This is a genomic window from Pedobacter arcticus A12, from assembly GCF_000302595.1.
Taxonomy (GTDB): Bacteria; Bacteroidota; Bacteroidia; order Sphingobacteriales; family Sphingobacteriaceae; genus Pseudopedobacter; species Pseudopedobacter arcticus.
On sequence record NZ_JH947125.1, the window covers coordinates 309426 to 327600 of the forward strand.

Genomic DNA, 18175 nt, shown 5'->3' on the forward strand with positions numbered 1-18175 from the left:
TGTATGAAAATTTTATTTTTTTTAGGATTAGGAAGCTGTTTATTTTTTGGTGGATGCAGTAAAAAAAGCGATGCTACAATTATAACCAAAACAGAGCCACCAGTTTTAGTGGTTGGCCCAATTGCTAGAGACCTAACTTATTTGGCTTTAGGCGATTCTTATACTATCGGCCAGTCTGTAGAAACCAGCCAAAATTTCCCGAACCAATTGGTTGATCAGTTGAAGAGGGCTGGTTTAAATATAACACCCAAAATTATTGCCCAAACCGGTTGGACTACCACTAATTTAAAAGGCGCAATTGCATCCGCAACCTTAGCTCCAAAATACGATTTTGTAACTTTGCTAATTGGCGTTAACAACCAGTATCAAGGTGGTGATGTCAATAATTACCGGAAAGAATTTGGAGAATTATTGCAAACAAGTATTCAATATGCTGGCGGTAATGCCTCTAGTGTGGTGGTTTTATCGATACCCGATTATAGCGTAACCCCTTTTGCAGGAAACAATCCCAATATAACCTCCCGTATCGCAACAGAGATTGATGCATACAATCAGATTAATAAAGAAGAGACAGAAAAACTCAAGGTTAATTATTTGGATATTACGTCTATTTCTAGAGAAGCTAAAAACAATAGGAATTTGATTTCAACAGATGGATTGCATCCGTCGGCCACAATGTATCAAGAATGGGTTAAGCTTTTAGCGCCATTAGTCTTAGCAAACCTTAAATAAATTTATAACTGGCTACATAAAAAAGAGCGGTTGGTTTAACTAAATGCTCTTTTTTCATTGGTGTAAAATAGTTTTTTAATTGCCTCTATACGTTGAGTATCCAAACGCAGAAAGGGTAATGGGCACATGATAGTGCTGTTTTTTGTCCTTAATTTCGAAAACTACCTCAATAAATGGGTAAAAAGTTTCTGTATTACTCTTCTTAAAATAGTCGCTAACTAAATAGGTTAGTTTATAGATCCCTAAATTGTCATTTGCTGAGTTGAGGAAATCACCTATACGACCATTTACATCAGTTGTTTTTTCATCTATAAAAAACCATTTTTTAGTATCTGGGTTTTGCTTTTCCAATTTAATTGTAACACCCGAAGCTGGCGCACCTTTGCTGATGTCTAAAATGTGACTAGAGAGTTGATAGGTTTTTTCTTGTGAGAAGGCGAAACTTGTTAAAAAGAATAGTAAAGCCGCAAAAGTTATCTGTTTCATATTTATCATTTTTATACAGATTAAACCTTTGTACAATCATATTGTTTGATGAAGATTGTTAAAAGATGTTAACGTAAAGTTTTAAATAGTTGACATAAAAGAGAAGCAAACTTAAACAGCATTGCTTCTTAATAGTTGCCTTACCTATATTTATTAATACCTAGATTTTGTCAAAACATTTCATGATGTAAAATTACTGCGTGAAATGTTTTGATAGATGCCTAGAAACACGTAGATGAGTAAGTAAATGGAGTTATCTAGAAATATTGAAGCTGATAGCAATATAAACTATCTCATGTTAAATAACGTTAATGTTTAGGTTTTGCGCAAAAGAAAGATAAATTTGCAAATTGAAATGAAAATGAAGAATTATATATACATTTTGCTAATTGCCATATTAGCAATTGGTGCTTGTAAAAAGGAACCATATGTTGACTATCAGGCAATAGCGCTGGAACAATATGGAAAAGATACCGTAATTATCAATAAATATATTGTTGATAATGATATTCCAGCAGTTAAAGACTCGACTATGGATATCTATTACCAGATTATTGAACCGGGGACGGGAGATGTAGTTCCTAATGATTACTCCATGATTACCATAGATTATACGGGAAAATTATTAAACGGAACAACGTTTGATCAAGGTACTGCCGCGAAATTTCAGCTTGGATCTTTAATAGCCGGATGGCGTTTAGGAGTGCCTAAGATCAGAAAAGGCGGCAAAATCCGCTTAATTATTCCTAGCGGTTTTGGTTACGGTGGTTCTGCTTCCGGCAAAATTCCGGCAAACTCCATATTAGATTTCGAAATCGAATTAAAAGAAATACAATAGATGATAAAGAAAATTTTAAGCTTATCTATCATAGCGATTCTGGCTTTAGGAGCATGTAAAAAAGAAACTAGATCTTTACAGGAAATAGAGGAGCAAAATATAGAGGCTTATTTAAAGTCAAATAATTTGACGGACTTTAAAAAAGAAAAAGCTACGTACACTAACGGAAGTAGTGTTGATACAGCGTTTTATTATTATAAAGTAATAAATCCTGGAACTGGGGAAGAAGTTGGTTATCCAAGTTATGTTGGAGTGTCACAAACTACTACCTCTATTAATAAAAGTGTAAAGTTTGAGTTTTCAAAATACAGCCCTCAATATAATTACTTAGGCTATATTACGCCTACATCTTGGAGAGAGAGTCTTTTGAAAATAAAAAAAGGTGGCGAAGTAAGAGTAATTACACCATCTTATTTAGCGTATGGAAAAACTGGTTCAGGTTCAAGCTTGCCAGGTAATGCTATTTTGGATACTAAACTTAGCTTAGTTAACGATGTTGACAGAGTAGCTTATGAAGATAAGTTGATTCAAGAATATTTGGTTGAGAAAAATCTAACTGCTACTAAAGATGCAAATGGTATTTATTATAATATTATAACACCGGGAACTGGAACGGCTATTACTTCTACTGCGGCGAGTGTTAAAGTTGCTTATACAGGTAATTTGTTGACAGGTAGTGTTTTTGATAGCGCAACAAATAGCTCTCCTTTAACAATCAACATTGCTTCAACCATAGAGGGCTGGAGAATAGCGGTGCCTTTAATTAAAGCTGGCGGAAAGATTAAGCTTTACATTCCATCAAGATATGGTTACGGTGCTACACCAAGTAATGGTTTACCCGCTAACGCGATTCTGGAGTTCGAAATTGAATTGATTGAAGTTACCAACTAAAACAAACAATATTTACGTTAAAATAAAAGCAATCCAAAAAGGGTTGCTTTTATTTTTTAAGTGCTTCCCGGTAAGTTTTTAAGCATCGCTCACGAGCCATTTTATGGTCAACAATGGGTTTAGGATATTTAAATACATCATCAAATTCTGGAATCCATTTTTTAATATATTTCAAATCCTTATCAAACTTTTTTAACTGCTCATGCGGATTAAAAATTCGGAAATAAGGAGCAGCATCAACACCGCTTCCCGCCGCCCATTGCCATCCACCAACATTGCTTGAAAGTTCATAATCCAATAGTTTCTCTGCAAAGTAATGCTCGCCCCAGCGCCAGTCAACCAGTAGATGTTTGGTTAAAAAGCTAGCCACCACCATACGTACGCGGTTGTGCATAAACCCGGTTTGGTTTAATTGTCGCATTCCAGCATCAACCATGGGGTAACCCGTTTTTCCCTCGCACCAGGCTTTAAATTCTGTTTCGTTATTTCGCCACTTAATTTGGGCATACTCTTTTCTAAAAGATGCTGTGGCCGAATGCGGGAAATGGTAAAGAATGGTAAAGTAGAAGTCACGCCAAATTAATTCGCTGAGCCAAACGCTGCTTTTTTGTGCTAGGGCAGTAGCAACTAATTCACGAATACTTACAGTGCCAAATCGTAAATGAACGCTGATGTGCGAAGTTGCATCCATAGCAGGGAAATCCCGATCATGACCGTAATCCTTCAAAATTGATTTGTATTCTTTATTGGGAAAAGGAATTTTGCTCTCTTGAAAGCCAAGATTGTTGAGGCCTGGCAATATACACGGCTCAATCTTTAAAAAGTTTTCACTGTACTTTTCTGTAGGATAAGCCTTGTAGTGAAAAGGCCTTAGTTTAGCCAAATATTTGTTTTTAAACGGAGTAAAAACAACGTAGGGTTTTCCATCATCTTTTAAAACTTCATCTTTCTCAAAAATGCACTGGTCTTTAAAAGTTTTAAATTTGATTTGATTTTTCTCAAAAAAGCATTTTAAATCGCTGTCTCTTTTAATGGCATAAGGTTCATAATCGTGGTTAGTGTAAACTTCTGTAACTGAATAATCCTTTATTAAATTCTCCCAAACTTGGTCGGGTTTGCCATGCAAAACCAAAAGACTTGTGCTGTGTTTTTCTTCCAGTTCTTTTTTGATAGCAACTAATTCTTTATAGATAAAAGTAATCCTAGCATCGGCCTTATCATTTAATTTGTCTAGAATGTCAGTATCAAAAATAAAAATCGGTAAAACTTTAAAGCCACTTTTTAATGCGTGGTATAAGCCTGCGTTATCTGCTAATCTTAAATCTCGTCTGAACCAAAAAATTACAATTTTTTCTCTACCCATAAATTTCCTGCAATGCTTTATCTATAGTTGGGTAAGCGAATCCGAATCCAATTTCCTCAATTTTCTGGGTACTCATTTTAGTGCTTCCCAAAACCACGGCACTCATTTCTCCTAAAGCTAATTTTAGCGCAAAAGCAGGGACATTAGGTAGCCATAAAGGTTTTTTTAATTGCTTTGCGATAGCTTTTGTAAGTTCGGCATTTGTTAAAGGATGTGGGCTACACATATTAAAAGCACCAGTTATAAATTCGTGTTCAATACCAAAAAGGTACATATCTGTTACATCTTTTAGGTGGATCCAAGAAATCCATTGTTTACCGTTACCGAGTGGAGCTCCAAAGCCATATTTTATAGGTTGTGCAATTTTTTGTAATGCACCGCTGTATTTGTCTAAAATTACACCTGTTCTAAACTTAACTATTCTTAACCCTAATTTGTTTCCTTCATCTACAGCTTGTTCCCACTTGATGCAGCAATCTCCTAAAAAGTCATTCGCTGGTGTGGATTCTTCAAACATCAGTTGATCATCTCGATCGCTGTAGTAGCCTGCGGCAGATGCAGAAACGATAGATTTTACTTGATGATTTTCTTGTTGGAGTAATTTATAAATCAGTGCGATAGATTCTGTTCGACTGTCAATGAGTTCTTTTTTTCTTTTATCCGTCCAGCGTTCGTCGGCGATGCCGGCACCAGCTAAATGTACAATTGTATCAACCCCTTGAATGCAATTAGGGTCAATCTCCTGCTTTTTAACGTCCCATTTAAAAGTATTATAGGGAGAATGATGAGATGGATTTCTGCTCAGCAAAACGACTTCATGCCCGTTTTGGATAAGCGCTTTGCTCAAATCTTTGCCAACAGTTCCAGTTCCGCCAGTAATTAAAATCTTTTTGCCCATAGTTGAATAACCAAAGAATGTTCATTTGGTTTTAAAGGCGTAAAAAATCATGCCCAATAAATCCTTTAAGGACTAACTGTTGATGTAATTTTCCAGATTTTGGATGGTAGCCTTTTGGTCTTCGATAATAAACTTAACCACATCACCAATAGATACCATTGCAGTTAACTTTCCGTTTTCCACAACTGGTAAGTGACGGATGTGTTTATCTGTCATTACTTGCATGCAATGTTCTAACGTTTGTTTTGAATTAATTGTAATAGGGGAAGGGGTCATTACGCTATCAATACGCACCTCTCTTGACGATTTACCTTTTAAAACTACCTTTCTGGCGTAATCTCTTTCAGTAAAAATACCTATTAAATTGTCGTTTTCTGTGATTAAGATAGCGCTGATGTTTTTACTATTCATGATTTCCAACGCTTCATAAACCATGGAAGAAGGCGCTATGGATATAACCTGTATTTCCTTATTGCTTAAAATTTGATGCACTGTGCTCATAAAAGGTTGATTTTTGGTGTTACTAAAAGTAACGAAAAAAAATTACATTCAAATAATGCCCTTTTACATTTGTACGTATCGCGAGTTGTTAAAGAAATTGGAAGCTTTTAGTGTAAGTTTTTTTACCTGTCGATTTATAGCTGGTAATTTTTAAAAAACCGATCGCTATTAAACCCCGTTAAAGTTCACAATCCTTTTAGCCATTCCGTTAAAAATAAAAAGGTGGAAAGGCCCCATGAGCCACCAGTAAGCCCTGCCCCAAAGTCCGTTAGGCCTAAAAGTTGCCGTTTGTTTTAGGTATTGGTGACTGCCCCGCTCAATAACCTTAAATTCTAGCCAGGCTTCGCCCGGAAGGCGCATTTCTGCATAAAGCAACAGTCTTTTCGTTTGTTTATCGGCCAAAAGCACTCTCCAAAAATCGAGTGCATCACCTGCTATAATTTCGCTTCCACTTCTTCTTCCCCTTCTAAGTCCTACGCCACCTACAAATTGATCTACTAAACCTCGCAAACCCCAAAGCCAGTCTAAGTAATACCAGCCTCTTTTACCGCCAATGGCCCAAATATTTTTCAGCACTTCATTGCTGTCTTTTTCAAAATTTAGTTTTACCTGATAGTGGACCGTACCTTTTTGTGGAACTTCAATTTGATCCATAAAATCAGTATCCAAATAACCTTTGTTTAAAGCATCTCGCCAGCTAGATACGATAGAGTTCTGTTCTATTTTTAAAAAAGCATAGCCGAGTGCCTGTTGGTAAGTAGCACACTGATGTGGGATAACATCGAGGATTTTATGGTCGTGGCATACGACCTCATTTTTCATGCTTTCCACTAAACTACTTGCAATATTATAATTGACCGATGTGACAATATTTAGCCAATAAGATGAAAGTCGGGGCGTTAATACGGGGATGGTTAGGATATAACGTTTAAGCTTTCGAGCTTTTGCGTAGCCCAGAAGCATGTTTTTATAGGTCAGAATATCAGGTCCACCGATATCAAAAGTTTGGTTAAAAGTTTTTTCGTTAACTAAAACCTTTTCCAAATAAAAGAGAACATCTCGGATGGCTATCGGTTGACATTTTGTGTGTAGCCACTTTGGCGCAACCATTACAGGTAGTTTTTCTGTTAAATCGCGTATAATTTCAAAAGATGCACTACCGGAACCTATAATAATTGCAGCTCTAAGAAAAGTATGGGGTATGCTGCTTTTTTTAATAATCTCTTCCACCGCTAACCTTGATTTTAGATGCTCAGAAAGTTGCTCATCATTAACAATCCCGGTAAGGTAAATAACCTGTCGACAATTTGTTTGCTCTAAGACCTTAACAAAATTTGTAGCTGATAGAACCTCAAGACTTTTAAAATCAGAACGGCTGTTGCCCATAGAATGCACTAAGTAGAAAGCGGCGTCTATATCTTTTGGGATTCCATTTAGCGAGTCATCTATTAATAAATCGCCCACAATTAAATGAGTGTTTTTGTTCGCTTTTAAACTTTGTTTTGTTCGGCGCTCATCACGTACCAAACAGTAAACTTCATGACCTGCTGCTTCTAAAATAGGTAATAATCTTGCTCCAATATATCCGTTTGCACCGGTTAGCAGTATTTTCATATACTAATAACAATAAAAAGGGCTGAGGGTTTTAGGAATTTGGTTTTTCTGGGGATGTTTGCTAAACTTATAAAAAGATAAAAGCGAAGTTTAATTAAAAACTCCGCTTTTACTAATCTAAATTAACGCTCTCAGATAATTATACGGTAGCGTATTTTAAAAGGTTACAAAATGTTTTTTTTATTTTTCGTAACAACCTAATGTTGATGGGAAAACTCTTGCTTTTTGCAAAATATCTTTGTTTAAATACGTTGTAAAATAAGTGTGAGCACTTAAATCTTTACCCTTGTCATTTGCCGGACTGTTGCTTACAAGTTGATAGTTTTCTTTTCGGGTATTGATAAAGAAAGGGTCATCGTTATAAAAGTTGCTTGCGCCAAGTTCTTGTTTATCTGTTCTGATGCTGTTGTTTTGAAAATCCTGCACAAAGGCTAAACTTCCTTTTTTATCGAAACCTAACTCTCGCGTTAAACTGCCGAATATGATATTGTTAATAAACTGTGTTTTTAATTCGCGAATTTTAGATAAATCGGTATTTAAATAATCTGTAAAATAAACAGATGGCGTTTTGCGTGGAAAGTTGAAATTATAATTTGCTAAGGTATTTTGATAGAAATTAAAATCTCCACCATAAAAACCTGCCACCAAATATTGTCCACAGTTGTAGATTAAATTATTGATTGCAGTTACGCTTGCGTTATAACCCAACACTCCGGCAACTTGATGATTTTTAATGATGGAGTTGGTTAACAGAAGTTTTGGGTTGGTGTTACTACTTAAAGAATCAACGGTTAGCCCCACCAAGGCATTTTTTATAGTGCAGTAATTTAAAGCATTGTTAATGCTTGATGCTAAGAACTGAACCCCGTCCCATTGGCCTGGTTCATCATTGTAGATGCGTTCCTGCCTATCGCTGGTAAACGTAATGCTATCTGTTAGTGTGCCGTGTGCTTTTAAAGTGCCAGCAATGGCTAAACTAGCGCTTTTATGGAAGTATAGTCTGGCGCCCGCTTCTAACGTTAAAATCGTGTTTTTGGCAACAGTTGCGTTATTGTAAATAATATAAGGTTTGCCTTTGGTAAAGGTTGTGTTGGCACTAATGGTTTCGTTATTTAAGTAAATGGCGTTTTGCCCGTAAGCAGCTAAAGGGATTTTTTGCTGATTTCCGTTTAAATTGATCTGAATTTCATCTTCAACCAAAAACGGTTGATCAACCGAAGTAGGGTCTATAAAAGCCTTTACAAAAACGTAGATAGAATCATTTCCTCTTATTTTTAAATTATTGATGGCGCTTGCAGGCGTTCCATTAATATTGATTTTAAACGGAGAAGATGGACCGCCTAGTAACTGGATATTGGAGATAATTACACTGTTTTTATTGTAATTGAATATTTTTAAGGTTCTATTGGTGGTGCCCGTACTGGTAAATACGGTGTCAAAAAGTAAAGAATCTGTAGAAAATTGAAGCTTTGTATCGGCGTTTGTATCAATATCATCTTCTTTTCTACAGGAGAAAAGTACGGTGATTAAGAGTAGGGCAAGAGCTAATTGTTTAACCATTTTTACAAAGATGCTTATTATTCTGTGAAGGCAATGCCTACAATATGGATGTTTTTTATGCCGATATCCTGCAAAGCAATTACGCAAGCTTCTAAAGTTGCTCCCGTAGTTATCGTGTCATCTACCAATAAAACCGTGTCTAAATTAACCCCGTTTGATGAAGCGGAAAACACCTTTTGCATATTCTCAAATCTGTTGCTTCGGCTTTGTTTGGCTTGGCTTTCCCGTTCGGTATTTCTGCTCAAAATATCGGTATAAACCGGGATATTTAATATTTCCGATAAACCGTTTGCAAAAGCTTCACTCTGGTTGTATCCGCGGGTCTGTAATTTATGTAGATGCAATGGTACAGGAATAATGGCTTCAGCTTCCTGATATTGTGCCAGTTGTTTCAGTTCTTGGGCGTATAAGTTTCCAAGTGCAACTCCAACCTGTGGCTGTTTGTTATATTTTAGCTGATGCATGGCGTTTTGTACCGTTCCACCTTTGTTGAAATACAAAAAGGCAGCGGCAGAACTGATATTTATCCTTCCCCAAAATTGCTTTGCCAATCGATTATCCGCATCTAAATGAAAGTTAGTATAAGGAAAATGGTGTAGGCAGGTGTTGCAGAAGTGGTTTTCCTGTTGAGATAGGGTAGTGCCACAAGCTTGGCAAACCTCCGGAAAAAACAGAGAACCAAAATCGTTGAGGTATTTGCCTATTAAGCTCAATTATGCTCCTTCTTTAACGGCTAATTGCCCGCAAGCGGCATCAATATCTTTCCCTCTACTTCTTCTAATTACGGTGTTGATTCCTTGTTTTTTTAAGTAATTGGCAAAAATATCCAGTTTATCTTCCGTTGCGTTGGTGTAATCTGCGAAAGAAATGGGATTGTATTCAATGATGTTTACTTTGCAGGGAACGTGTTTACAAAACTTTGCCAAGTCCATCGCATCCTGTAAACCATCGTTTAAATCGTTAAAAACAATGTATTCGTAGGTAACCGGGTTTTTCGTTTTGGAGTAATAATATTTTAAAGCTTCTGCCAAGGCTTCTAAAGTATTCTGCTCGTTAATGGGCATAATCTCGTTCCGCTTGGTGTCATCGGCAGCATGTAATGATAGGGCGAGGTTAAACTTCACTTCGTCATCTCCCAGTTTTTTAATCATTTTGGCAATACCGGCGGTAGAAACGGTGATCCTTTTATACGACATGTTTAAACCATCTTCGGCCGTAATCCGATCTATAGATCTTAGTACATGAGCGTAATTTAATAAAGGTTCGCCCATACCCATATAAACGATATTGGAAAGCGGAATGCCATATTTTTCGATAGCCTGTTGGTTAATTAAAACCACTTGGTCGTAAATTTCATCGGCAGTAACGTTACGTTTGCGCTCCATATAACCCGTTGCACAAAATTTACAGGTTAAACTGCAGCCAACTTGCGAAGAAACACAGGCCGTCATTCTTTCTGAAGTAGGAATTAAAACACCTTCAATCAGATGCGTATCATGTAGCTTAAATGTGTTTTTAATGGTTCTATCTGCACTGATCTGCGAGCTGTTGATTTTAACCGCATTGATCACAAAGTTTAAATCGAGTTGCTCACGTAAATTTTTAGAAAGATTGCTCATCTCCTCAAAGCTTCTTGCTGATTTTTTCCAAAGCCATTCGTAAACCTGATTGGCTCGGAAAGCTTTCTCGCCCATTTCGGTAAAAAGTACTTTAAGTTGTGGGAGTGTAAACGCCCTGATATCTTTCTTTTGCAGCTTTTCCATTATCGGCTCAAAATTAACATTTTATAAGGGGAATTGGGAAAGATGAATTTATTTTACATTCAATCAAAATAAGCTACGAACGTAGATACATCAGCAGTTGAATTTTTTTCAAGAAAATCATGATGGAGAACTAACAGAACTAATTATTTCTGAAAAATTCAGCTAGCAAGACCGCCAGTTTTTTGAAGCTATCATGACAGTGCATGATGGTTAAGCATAAATCAATCCGTACATTGCAGAGTACCAATTAAATGTTCCCCCCACATTTTTTTAAGTTAAATCTTTTTAAGATTGATAATTAGCTTTTATAACAAGCTTTTTTATTAAAAAGAAATATTGGTAAAAAATAAAAATCCGTTTTTCATGAAAAGTTTTAAGCTGAAGTTAGTTTTACTTTTAACCATATGTTTTGTTGCATTTACAGAACTAAATGCACAGGAGCAGGTTCTTACAAAATACGTTGACCCATTTATAGGTGCTACCGGTGAGGGCCATACTTTTTCTGGCGCTTCATTACCTTATGGGATGGTGAAAATAGGACCAGATTGTGGCAAATTAAACGCTAATTCTGGTTATGACGGTGATGGGGAAATCAAAGGAGTTAGTCACGTACATGTTAGTGGTACAGGTGGTCCGCCAAAATATGGAAATGTTTTGGTCGCTGCTACTTCAGGGCCGGTTGATATCATAAATTATGGTTCGCATAGAACAAACGAAAGTGCAGCGCCTGGATATTATGCTTATCGTTCAAAGGAACATAATATAGAATCGGAATACACGGTAACACACAGTGTAGGCTTTCACAAATACACTTTCGCTAAAAATCAAAAGCTCAATTTAATGTTTGATTTGGGTAGTTTTTTAGCAGGAGGCGATAATAAAAAATCAGGCGAATACAGCCAAGAATTAGTCGGCTCAGAGGTTAGGGTTATATCAGATACAGAAATAGAAGGCTATACCCGCATAAGATGGGGATGGAATGTGGGAGACGCCTATACCGTTTATTTTTATGCCGTTACCGATAAACCCGCTCAACAAACCGGCACTTGGAAATCGGGTAAATTAGACAAAAACAAAAAATCGCAATTTGATTCTCACGAACCTGTTGGGGCATATCTCACTTTCGGGAGTAACAGCTCTGGGGAAGTTAAGATGAAGGTTGGAATATCATTTCTAAGCATAGGTAAGGCAAAACAGAATATAAAAAACGAATTACCAGCATGGGATTTTGAAAAAGTAAAAAAAGATGCTTCTGATATTTGGAATGAAAAACTGAATAAAGTCGTAGTTAAAACTAAAAACGAAGATCAAAAGAAAATCTTTTATTCCGCTGTTTATAGAACGATGTTGATGCCGGTTAACCGCACTGGAGAGAATCCAAAATGGAAATCAGACGCTCCTTACTATGATGATTTTTACTGTATTTGGGACACGTTTAGAGCAACCCACCCTTTGCTAACATTAATACAGCAGGATGAGCAGGTTGAAATGATTAACTCTTTGATTGATATCTACAAACAAGAAGGCTATGCACCAGATGCCAGAAGCGGAAACTCTACGGGAAGAACGCAGGGAGGTAGCAATTCTGACGTGTTAATTGCAGATGCCTTTGTCAAAGGACTAAAAGGCATCAACTACGAAGAGGCATTAAATTCAATGATTAAAAACGCGGAAGTTCCGCCCGGCGGAGACGAGCGTTTAATGGGAAGGGGTGGGATTAATGATTACAACAATTTAGGCTACGTTTCTACAGATTATGAAAGAGCAGGAAGCAGGACTATGGAGTATGCCTACAACGATTATTGCATTGCCATTGTGGCTAAGGGGTTGGGTAAAGATGCGCTGTATGAAAAATATATCAATCGATCTAAAAACTGGGAAAATATCTGGAACAAAGACATTGAAAGCGATGGCGCAAAGGGCTTTATATGGCCAAAGCGGAAAGATGGGACATGGTCTAACAAGTGGAATGTACACAAAAGTGAAGGCTGGAGTGGTTGGCTTTATGAAGGTAATTCATGGGAATACTCATTATATGTGCCACATGACGTAGCAAGCGTTGTAGCAAAAGCCGGAGGAAAAGATGCATTTGTGAGCCGATTAGATACTTTTTTCACAAAAAACACACAATCCTTCCATCCTTGGTTAAACGATTATTATAATGTGAATAACGAACCAGGCTTTTTAACACCAACCCTCTACACCTATGCCGGCAAGTCTTATAAAACCAATGAAACCGTTAGAAACATCATCATCAAAAATTACACTTCAAAACCTGATGGGTTACCTGGAAATGATGACGCTGGGAGTATGTCGGCTTGGTACATTTTTAATACCATAGGCTTTTTCCCAGTTGCAGGTCAGGATGTTTATATAATTACCGCTCCAATGTTTAATGAGGTAAGTTTAAACTTAGGTAATGGAAAAACATTCAAAATTGTAGCAAACAAACTCTCAGCTAAAAACCTGTATATCAAATCAATAAAGCTGAACGGAAAATTTTTAGATAGAGCGTGGTTTAGGCATGAAGAAATAGAAAATGGCGGAGTAATGGAAATTGAAATGACCAATAAACCAATAAGTTGGGATAAGGTTTTGCCTCCTTCACTCAGCACAAATAAATAGATTAAGATTTTTGAAACGATAAAATACCGAATTATGAAGAAAATGATAGCGAACAAACTATTGACGCTTAGTTTGATATTGACAACCACCTGTTTTGCTTACGCTCAAACCAAAGAACACCTAACCAATCCCAGTTCAACGGATTATGTTTTTTTAAGATCTACAGAAGTTTACGGGGGCAATTATGCTTGGGAAATGATCAAATCTGGAGACATAAATCAAAGCGGAAAAGAAATATCAAGTGCTAATTACCCAAAAGCGTCCAATTGGCAAAAAGCGATTATTCCAGGTACGGTACTAAATAGCTTGGTTGCTAATGATAAGTACCCAGAACCCTACTATGGCGATAACAACAGAAAATCCAGAAAGTTAATTCCTGATATAGCAGATGTAGGAAATGACTTTTATAATTACTGGTTTCGTACCGAGTTTAGCATTCCAAAATCTTTTAAAGGGAAGCGTGTTTGGATTAAATTTCACGGTATAAATTATCGATCTGAAATTTGGTTCAACGGAAAAAACCTTGATAAAATGGCTGGGATGTTTAATGCCGAAAGTTTTGATGTTACAGATTTAATAAATAGAAAAGAGAAAAACACATTAGCAGCAAGAATAGCCCCGGTTGATGTACCAGGTTCTAATTTTAAACCCGGGCAAAAGCGTACCGGCGCAGTTGGCGAAAACCATAACGGAGGTAACGGAGAGATTGGACAAAACGTAACCATGTTAATGAGTGCAGGTTGGGATTTTACCGTTCCAGACGGCATAAGAGATAGAAACACAGGTATTTGGCGGGATGTTGAACTTTATGCAACAAATGATGTGGTACTTGAACATGCCTTTGTAAAGAGTAAACTTAATTTGCCCGATACCACTTCGTCTGAACAAACGGTTTCTGTGGAGGTAACAAACACCAGTAATGAAATGCAAAAAGGAATTTTGTTCGGTAAGATTTTAGAAAGCGGTAGTGAGTTCAGCAAAGATGTATCACTAGCTCCAAATGAAACAAAAATAATCACTTTTACTCCTACGGAGTTTGCAAGTTTAAGATTGAAAAATCCAAAATTATGGTGGCCCATCAATAAGGGAAATCAAAATTTATACACACTTGAGCTAAAATTCGGTGCTTCAAAAAAGAAAACAAAAAGTCAAACGGCTATCAAATTTGGAATCAGAGAAATCACATCTGACCAAAACACACCAGATAAATCGAGAAGATTTTTGGTAAACGGGCATCCTGTATTTATCAGAGGAACTAATTGGGTTCCTGAAGCAATGTTGCGTAATACTGAAGAACGCACCTATGCAGAATTGCGTTACACTAAACAAGCCGGAATCAACCTAATTAGGTTATGGGCAGGTGGAATTGCGGAGTCTGATTACTTTTATCAACTATGTGATGAATTTGGGATTTTGGTTTGGTCCGAGTTTTGGATCACTGGCGACACCCACTTCCCTACAGATACGGCACTCTATTTTAAAAATCTAAAACAAACTGTAAAAAGAATCAGAAGTCATGCGTCTTCCGCTTATTATGTTTCTGCAAATGAATCTACCGAGATTGAAGGTGCTGGTGATATTATCAAAAGTCTCGACAATACAGTGGGTTATCAGTTCCAATCAGAGTGTTGCGGAGTGCATGACGGAAGCCCATATCGTTATGAAAACCCAATGCAATATTTTGAAAACACAGCTTCTGTAAGGGGAAGCAGGGTAGATGGATTTAATCCCGAATATGGCACTTTAAACCTCCCAATAGTGGAGTCGCTACGGAAAATGATGCCTAAGAAAGACCTCTGGCCAATTGTCGACTCAGTTTGGACTTATCTGGATGGTAATGGTTTTCATCAAGTAAATACCAAATATCGAGAAGCTGTAAATGAGTTTGGTAAGTCATCATCAATAGAAGAATACGCAAAAAAAGCACAGTGTGTAGGGGCTATAAATTACAGGGCAATTTGGGAAGTTTGGAACTATAATAAGTTTAATTATGGCGACCGTTTTGCATCGGGTTTTTTGTTTTGGTACCATAACAGTCCGGTGCCGCAAACGGCATCCCGTTTATACGACTGGTATTTAGAACCCACTGCGGCGCTATATTATTCGCAAAACGGGTTGCAACCATTACATCCTCAGTTTGATTATTTAAAAAACACGGTCTCCGTTTACAATGATTTTAGAACAGCTTTTAGCAACTATACAGTAGAGGCAACGGTTTATGATTTCAACTCTAAAAAAGTTTTAGAAAAATCTGTTAAGATTAACATACCAGCAGATGGTGTGGTTAATGATGCGATAAAGCTAAATTTCCCTGACAATTTAACTCAAGTTCACTTCATTAAACTGAGCTTAAAAGATAATCAAGGAAAAGAAGTTTCATCTTCATTTTACTGGAGATCTAAAGATAAATACAAGGGAGCTTGGACAATCACTGGACCTGCAGTTTCGGGGTTTAAAGACATCAATAACCTGCCTAATGCCAAATTAGAAGTTAAAACGTCTAAAAAAGAGAGCGATGGCAGGTCTTTTGTTACAGTTAACGTAAATAATACATCAAGTTCATTGGCGTTTTTTACTCAATTGAAATTGCAAAATACTAATGGAGAAAATATCGCCCCCGCGTTTTACTCGGATAATTTTTTCAATTTACTACCGGGCGAGCGTAAGGAGGTTGTAATAGAAGTAACTGTTAATAAAAATGAAAAGCTTAAATTGATAACTGATGCGTTTAATGCACCACCACAAGTAATTGATCTTTAAGACTAGTTTAAAGATTAAAATAGGTCTTAAAGTAAAATTTGTTAAATTTAAATTATAACCAATTATTTCAGCCTTTTTCTTTTTAAGGCTATTAGCCTATTTAGGCTCAAACATTCACAATCATGGATAACGAAAAAGCACTGCTAAAAGACGTTTCCTGCGGAAATGAAAAGGATTTTCGTGAATTGTTTAACTCTTACAGAGGGAAAGTATATGGTTATGCCTTCAAAATTCTTAAATCCGAGACGGATGCTGAAGACGTTTTACAAGATGTTTTTCTAAAGCTTTGGTTGCATGGCAGAGTTGAGGAGCTAGAGAACTTTGAGGGCTACTTAAAAACGATGACTAGAAATCATGTATTTAAAGTTTTGCGTCGACAGAATTTGAAGTTCGCTAGTGACAACCAATTAAAGATTAGGTGGACTGAAGCGCACAACGAAACTGAGGAATCGCTTCTGTTAAACGATTCTCAACTAATTATTAACCAAGCTATTGAGCAATTGCCACCTAGGCAGAAGCTTGTTTATAAGTTATGTAAACACGAAGGGCTGAAGTACGAAGCTGCAGCCAAAGTGTTGTCTATTTCTCCGCTTACCGTTAAAACACACATGCAACAATCCCTTCGTTTTTTGAGAAATTACCTTACAAAGCATACAGATGTAGTAACTAGTTTGTTGATCTTCAGGGTTTTTATAGAAATTATCAAATAAATTTTAAAATCGACTACTCCGAAAGTAGTTTTCGCGGGTTACTATATGAAAGGTAGCTGTTCTGCAGCTCGTAAATCCTTTCAAAACCAATTATGACCCTACAACAAATAAAGATTTTATTTCAAAATCATGTCGATGGTATTTTGCCAGAAGCAGATTTAGCTAGGCTAAAAAAAGCTTTGCTTGAGCTTGAGCATGATGATGAAGTTATTAAAATGCTTGATTCAGTTTGGGATGAAGAGTTTAAATCGGGCGTATCTGAAGAAAAAGCGAATGCAATTTTCCTGTCAATTACAGCTGCTAAAAATGTTAAAAAGAACAACCGTAAATGGTTTGGTATAGCGGCGAGTATAGCTGTTCTCGTATCCATCGCTATTTCATTTAAGTTTATCAGTTCACAAAAATCTAAAAAATTTGATACTGAGAAGATAGAGTCACAGGTCACTATAATAACTCCTGGTCAAAATAAAGCAGTTTTAACCTTATCTAATGGGCAAACCATTAATTTGAACGAGCAAAACAATGGTGAGTTAGCAACAGAAGCGGGAGTTGTAGTAAGTAAGCTTAGTGATGGTGAGTTGCGCTACTCTGTAAATGAAAACCAAACAGAGCAAGCGTTACAGTTTAACACTATAAGTACGCCGAGAGGTGGCCAGTATATGGTTATCCTCCCTGATGGAACTAAAGCTTGGCTTAATGCACATTCATCATTACGCTATCCGGTATATTTTGCCGGGAAAGAAAGAGTAGTTGAAGTACATGGTGAGGCTTACTTTGAAGTAACCAAAAACAAATTAATGCCTTTTAAGGTAATTGCTAACGATGTAGAGATAAGGGTAATTGGTACTCATTTTAATGTAACTGCGTACGCAGATGAGCCTACGGTTAGAACCACACTGTTAGAAGGTTCTGTAGATGTAAACCATAATATACTTTTACCAGGACAACAAGCTCAGATAAGCCACAAAAGTCAAAAAATAAATATTTCACGCGTCAATACCGATGAAATTGTAGCATGGAAAAATGGACTGTTCATTTTTAGAAATGAAGATGTTCAATCCATCATGAAAAAAATAAGTAGGTGGTACGATGTTGACGTGGAATTTAAAGATAAAAAGATACTTGATCAAAGGTTCGGGGGAACGTTTTCAAGATCTGGGGAGTTATCAGATATGCTTGAGAGTATGTCGTTAACTGGTGTGATTCACTTTAAAACGGAAGGAAGGAGGATTATCGTCATGAATTAATCGCTACCAACCTAAAGCTCAATTAGAAAAAAATCTGGAAGTGTTGTAACCACTCCCAGACAATACTGATAAGCTTTTTAGTCTGTTATAAACCAATTATAAACTAATCATTCTTCAAATGTATAAAATACATAACGAATTCGTGTGCAATAGCATTTATTGCATCCAAAAAAAAATATGGCTCATC

Annotated in this window: 15 protein-coding genes; 7 read left to right on the top strand and 8 right to left on the bottom strand. The window is 36.7% G+C overall.

Going from position 1 to position 18175, the window contains the following annotated elements; all coding sequences use genetic code 11:
• Window positions 1-3: 3 nt before the first annotated feature.
• Complete coding sequence (locus B176_RS0102660; protein ID WP_017257228.1) at window positions 4-732, top strand: SGNH/GDSL hydrolase family protein; 729 nt, start codon at window positions 4-6, stop codon at window positions 730-732.
• A 75-nt stretch (window positions 733-807) separates the two neighbouring features.
• On the opposite strand, the gene uraH is transcribed toward B176_RS0102660, so the two are convergent.
• Complete coding sequence (gene uraH, locus B176_RS0102665; RefSeq protein ID WP_017257229.1) at window positions 808-1218, bottom strand: hydroxyisourate hydrolase; 411 nt, start codon at window positions 1216-1218, stop codon at window positions 808-810.
• Window positions 1219-1579: 361 nt separating this feature from the next.
• On the opposite strand from uraH, the gene B176_RS0102670 reads away from it, so the two are divergent.
• Window positions 1580-2056: an FKBP-type peptidyl-prolyl cis-trans isomerase gene (locus B176_RS0102670; RefSeq protein ID WP_026063123.1), complete on the top strand. Its 477-nt coding sequence runs from the start codon at window positions 1580-1582 to the stop codon at window positions 2054-2056.
• On the top strand, window positions 2057-2947 hold the full coding sequence (locus B176_RS20090; protein ID WP_017257231.1) for an FKBP-type peptidyl-prolyl cis-trans isomerase: 891 nt from the start codon (window positions 2057-2059) through the stop codon (window positions 2945-2947).
• A 49-nt stretch (window positions 2948-2996) separates the two neighbouring features.
• Here B176_RS20090 and B176_RS0102680 read toward each other — a convergent pair whose 3' ends face one another.
• The 7 genes from B176_RS0102680 to rlmN all read right to left on the bottom strand — a co-directional run bounded on the left by B176_RS0102680 (window position 2997) and on the right by rlmN (window position 10646).
• On the bottom strand, window positions 2997-4310 hold the full coding sequence (locus tag B176_RS0102680) for a cryptochrome/photolyase family protein (RefSeq protein WP_017257232.1): 1314 nt from the start codon (window positions 4308-4310) through the stop codon (window positions 2997-2999).
• Window positions 4303-5208, bottom strand: coding sequence for a TIGR01777 family oxidoreductase (locus tag B176_RS0102685; protein WP_017257233.1), 906 nt, complete (start codon window positions 5206-5208; stop codon window positions 4303-4305). Before B176_RS0102685 ends, B176_RS0102680 begins: the two co-directional genes overlap by 8 nt.
• A gap of 72 nt (window positions 5209-5280) precedes the next feature.
• Window positions 5281-5709 carry a CBS domain-containing protein gene (locus B176_RS0102690; protein WP_017257234.1) on the bottom strand — a complete coding sequence of 143 codons (429 nt, stop codon included), beginning with the start codon at window positions 5707-5709 and terminating at the stop codon, window positions 5281-5283.
• A gap of 168 nt (window positions 5710-5877) precedes the next feature.
• Window positions 5878-7323 carry an SDR family oxidoreductase gene (locus tag B176_RS0102695; protein WP_017257235.1) on the bottom strand — a complete coding sequence of 482 codons (1446 nt, stop codon included), beginning with the start codon at window positions 7321-7323 and terminating at the stop codon, window positions 5878-5880.
• 180 nt (window positions 7324-7503) lie between these two features.
• The gene (locus tag B176_RS0102700; RefSeq protein WP_017257236.1) at window positions 7504-8883 is read right to left on the bottom strand and encodes a hypothetical protein; all 1380 of its coding nucleotides are present in this window, start codon (window positions 8881-8883) and stop codon (window positions 7504-7506) included.
• 17 nt (window positions 8884-8900) lie between these two features.
• Complete coding sequence (locus tag B176_RS0102705; RefSeq protein WP_017257237.1) at window positions 8901-9596, bottom strand: ComF family protein; 696 nt, start codon at window positions 9594-9596, stop codon at window positions 8901-8903.
• The gene (gene rlmN / locus B176_RS0102710) at window positions 9597-10646 is read right to left on the bottom strand and encodes a 23S rRNA (adenine(2503)-C(2))-methyltransferase RlmN (protein ID WP_017257238.1); all 1050 of its coding nucleotides are present in this window, start codon (window positions 10644-10646) and stop codon (window positions 9597-9599) included.
• Window positions 10647-11009: 363 nt separating this feature from the next.
• Here rlmN and B176_RS0102715 point away from each other — a divergent pair, with 363 nt between their 5' ends.
• The 4 genes from B176_RS0102715 to B176_RS0102730 all read left to right on the top strand — a co-directional run bounded on the left by B176_RS0102715 (window position 11010) and on the right by B176_RS0102730 (window position 17988).
• A complete protein-coding gene (locus B176_RS0102715) occupies window positions 11010-13271 on the top strand; it encodes a GH92 family glycosyl hydrolase (protein ID WP_040539941.1) in 2262 nt (753 codons plus the stop codon).
• Between the two features lie 33 nt (window positions 13272-13304).
• The gene (locus tag B176_RS18875) at window positions 13305-16031 is read left to right on the top strand and encodes a glycoside hydrolase family 2 protein (RefSeq protein ID WP_017257240.1); all 2727 of its coding nucleotides are present in this window, start codon (window positions 13305-13307) and stop codon (window positions 16029-16031) included.
• A 122-nt stretch (window positions 16032-16153) separates the two neighbouring features.
• On the top strand, window positions 16154-16741 hold the full coding sequence (locus B176_RS0102725; RefSeq protein ID WP_017257241.1) for an RNA polymerase sigma factor: 588 nt from the start codon (window positions 16154-16156) through the stop codon (window positions 16739-16741).
• A 92-nt stretch (window positions 16742-16833) separates the two neighbouring features.
• Window positions 16834-17988, top strand: a complete 1155-nt coding sequence (locus B176_RS0102730) for a FecR family protein (protein WP_017257242.1) — start codon at window positions 16834-16836, stop codon at window positions 17986-17988.
• The last annotated feature ends 187 nt before the right edge of the window (window positions 17989-18175 follow it).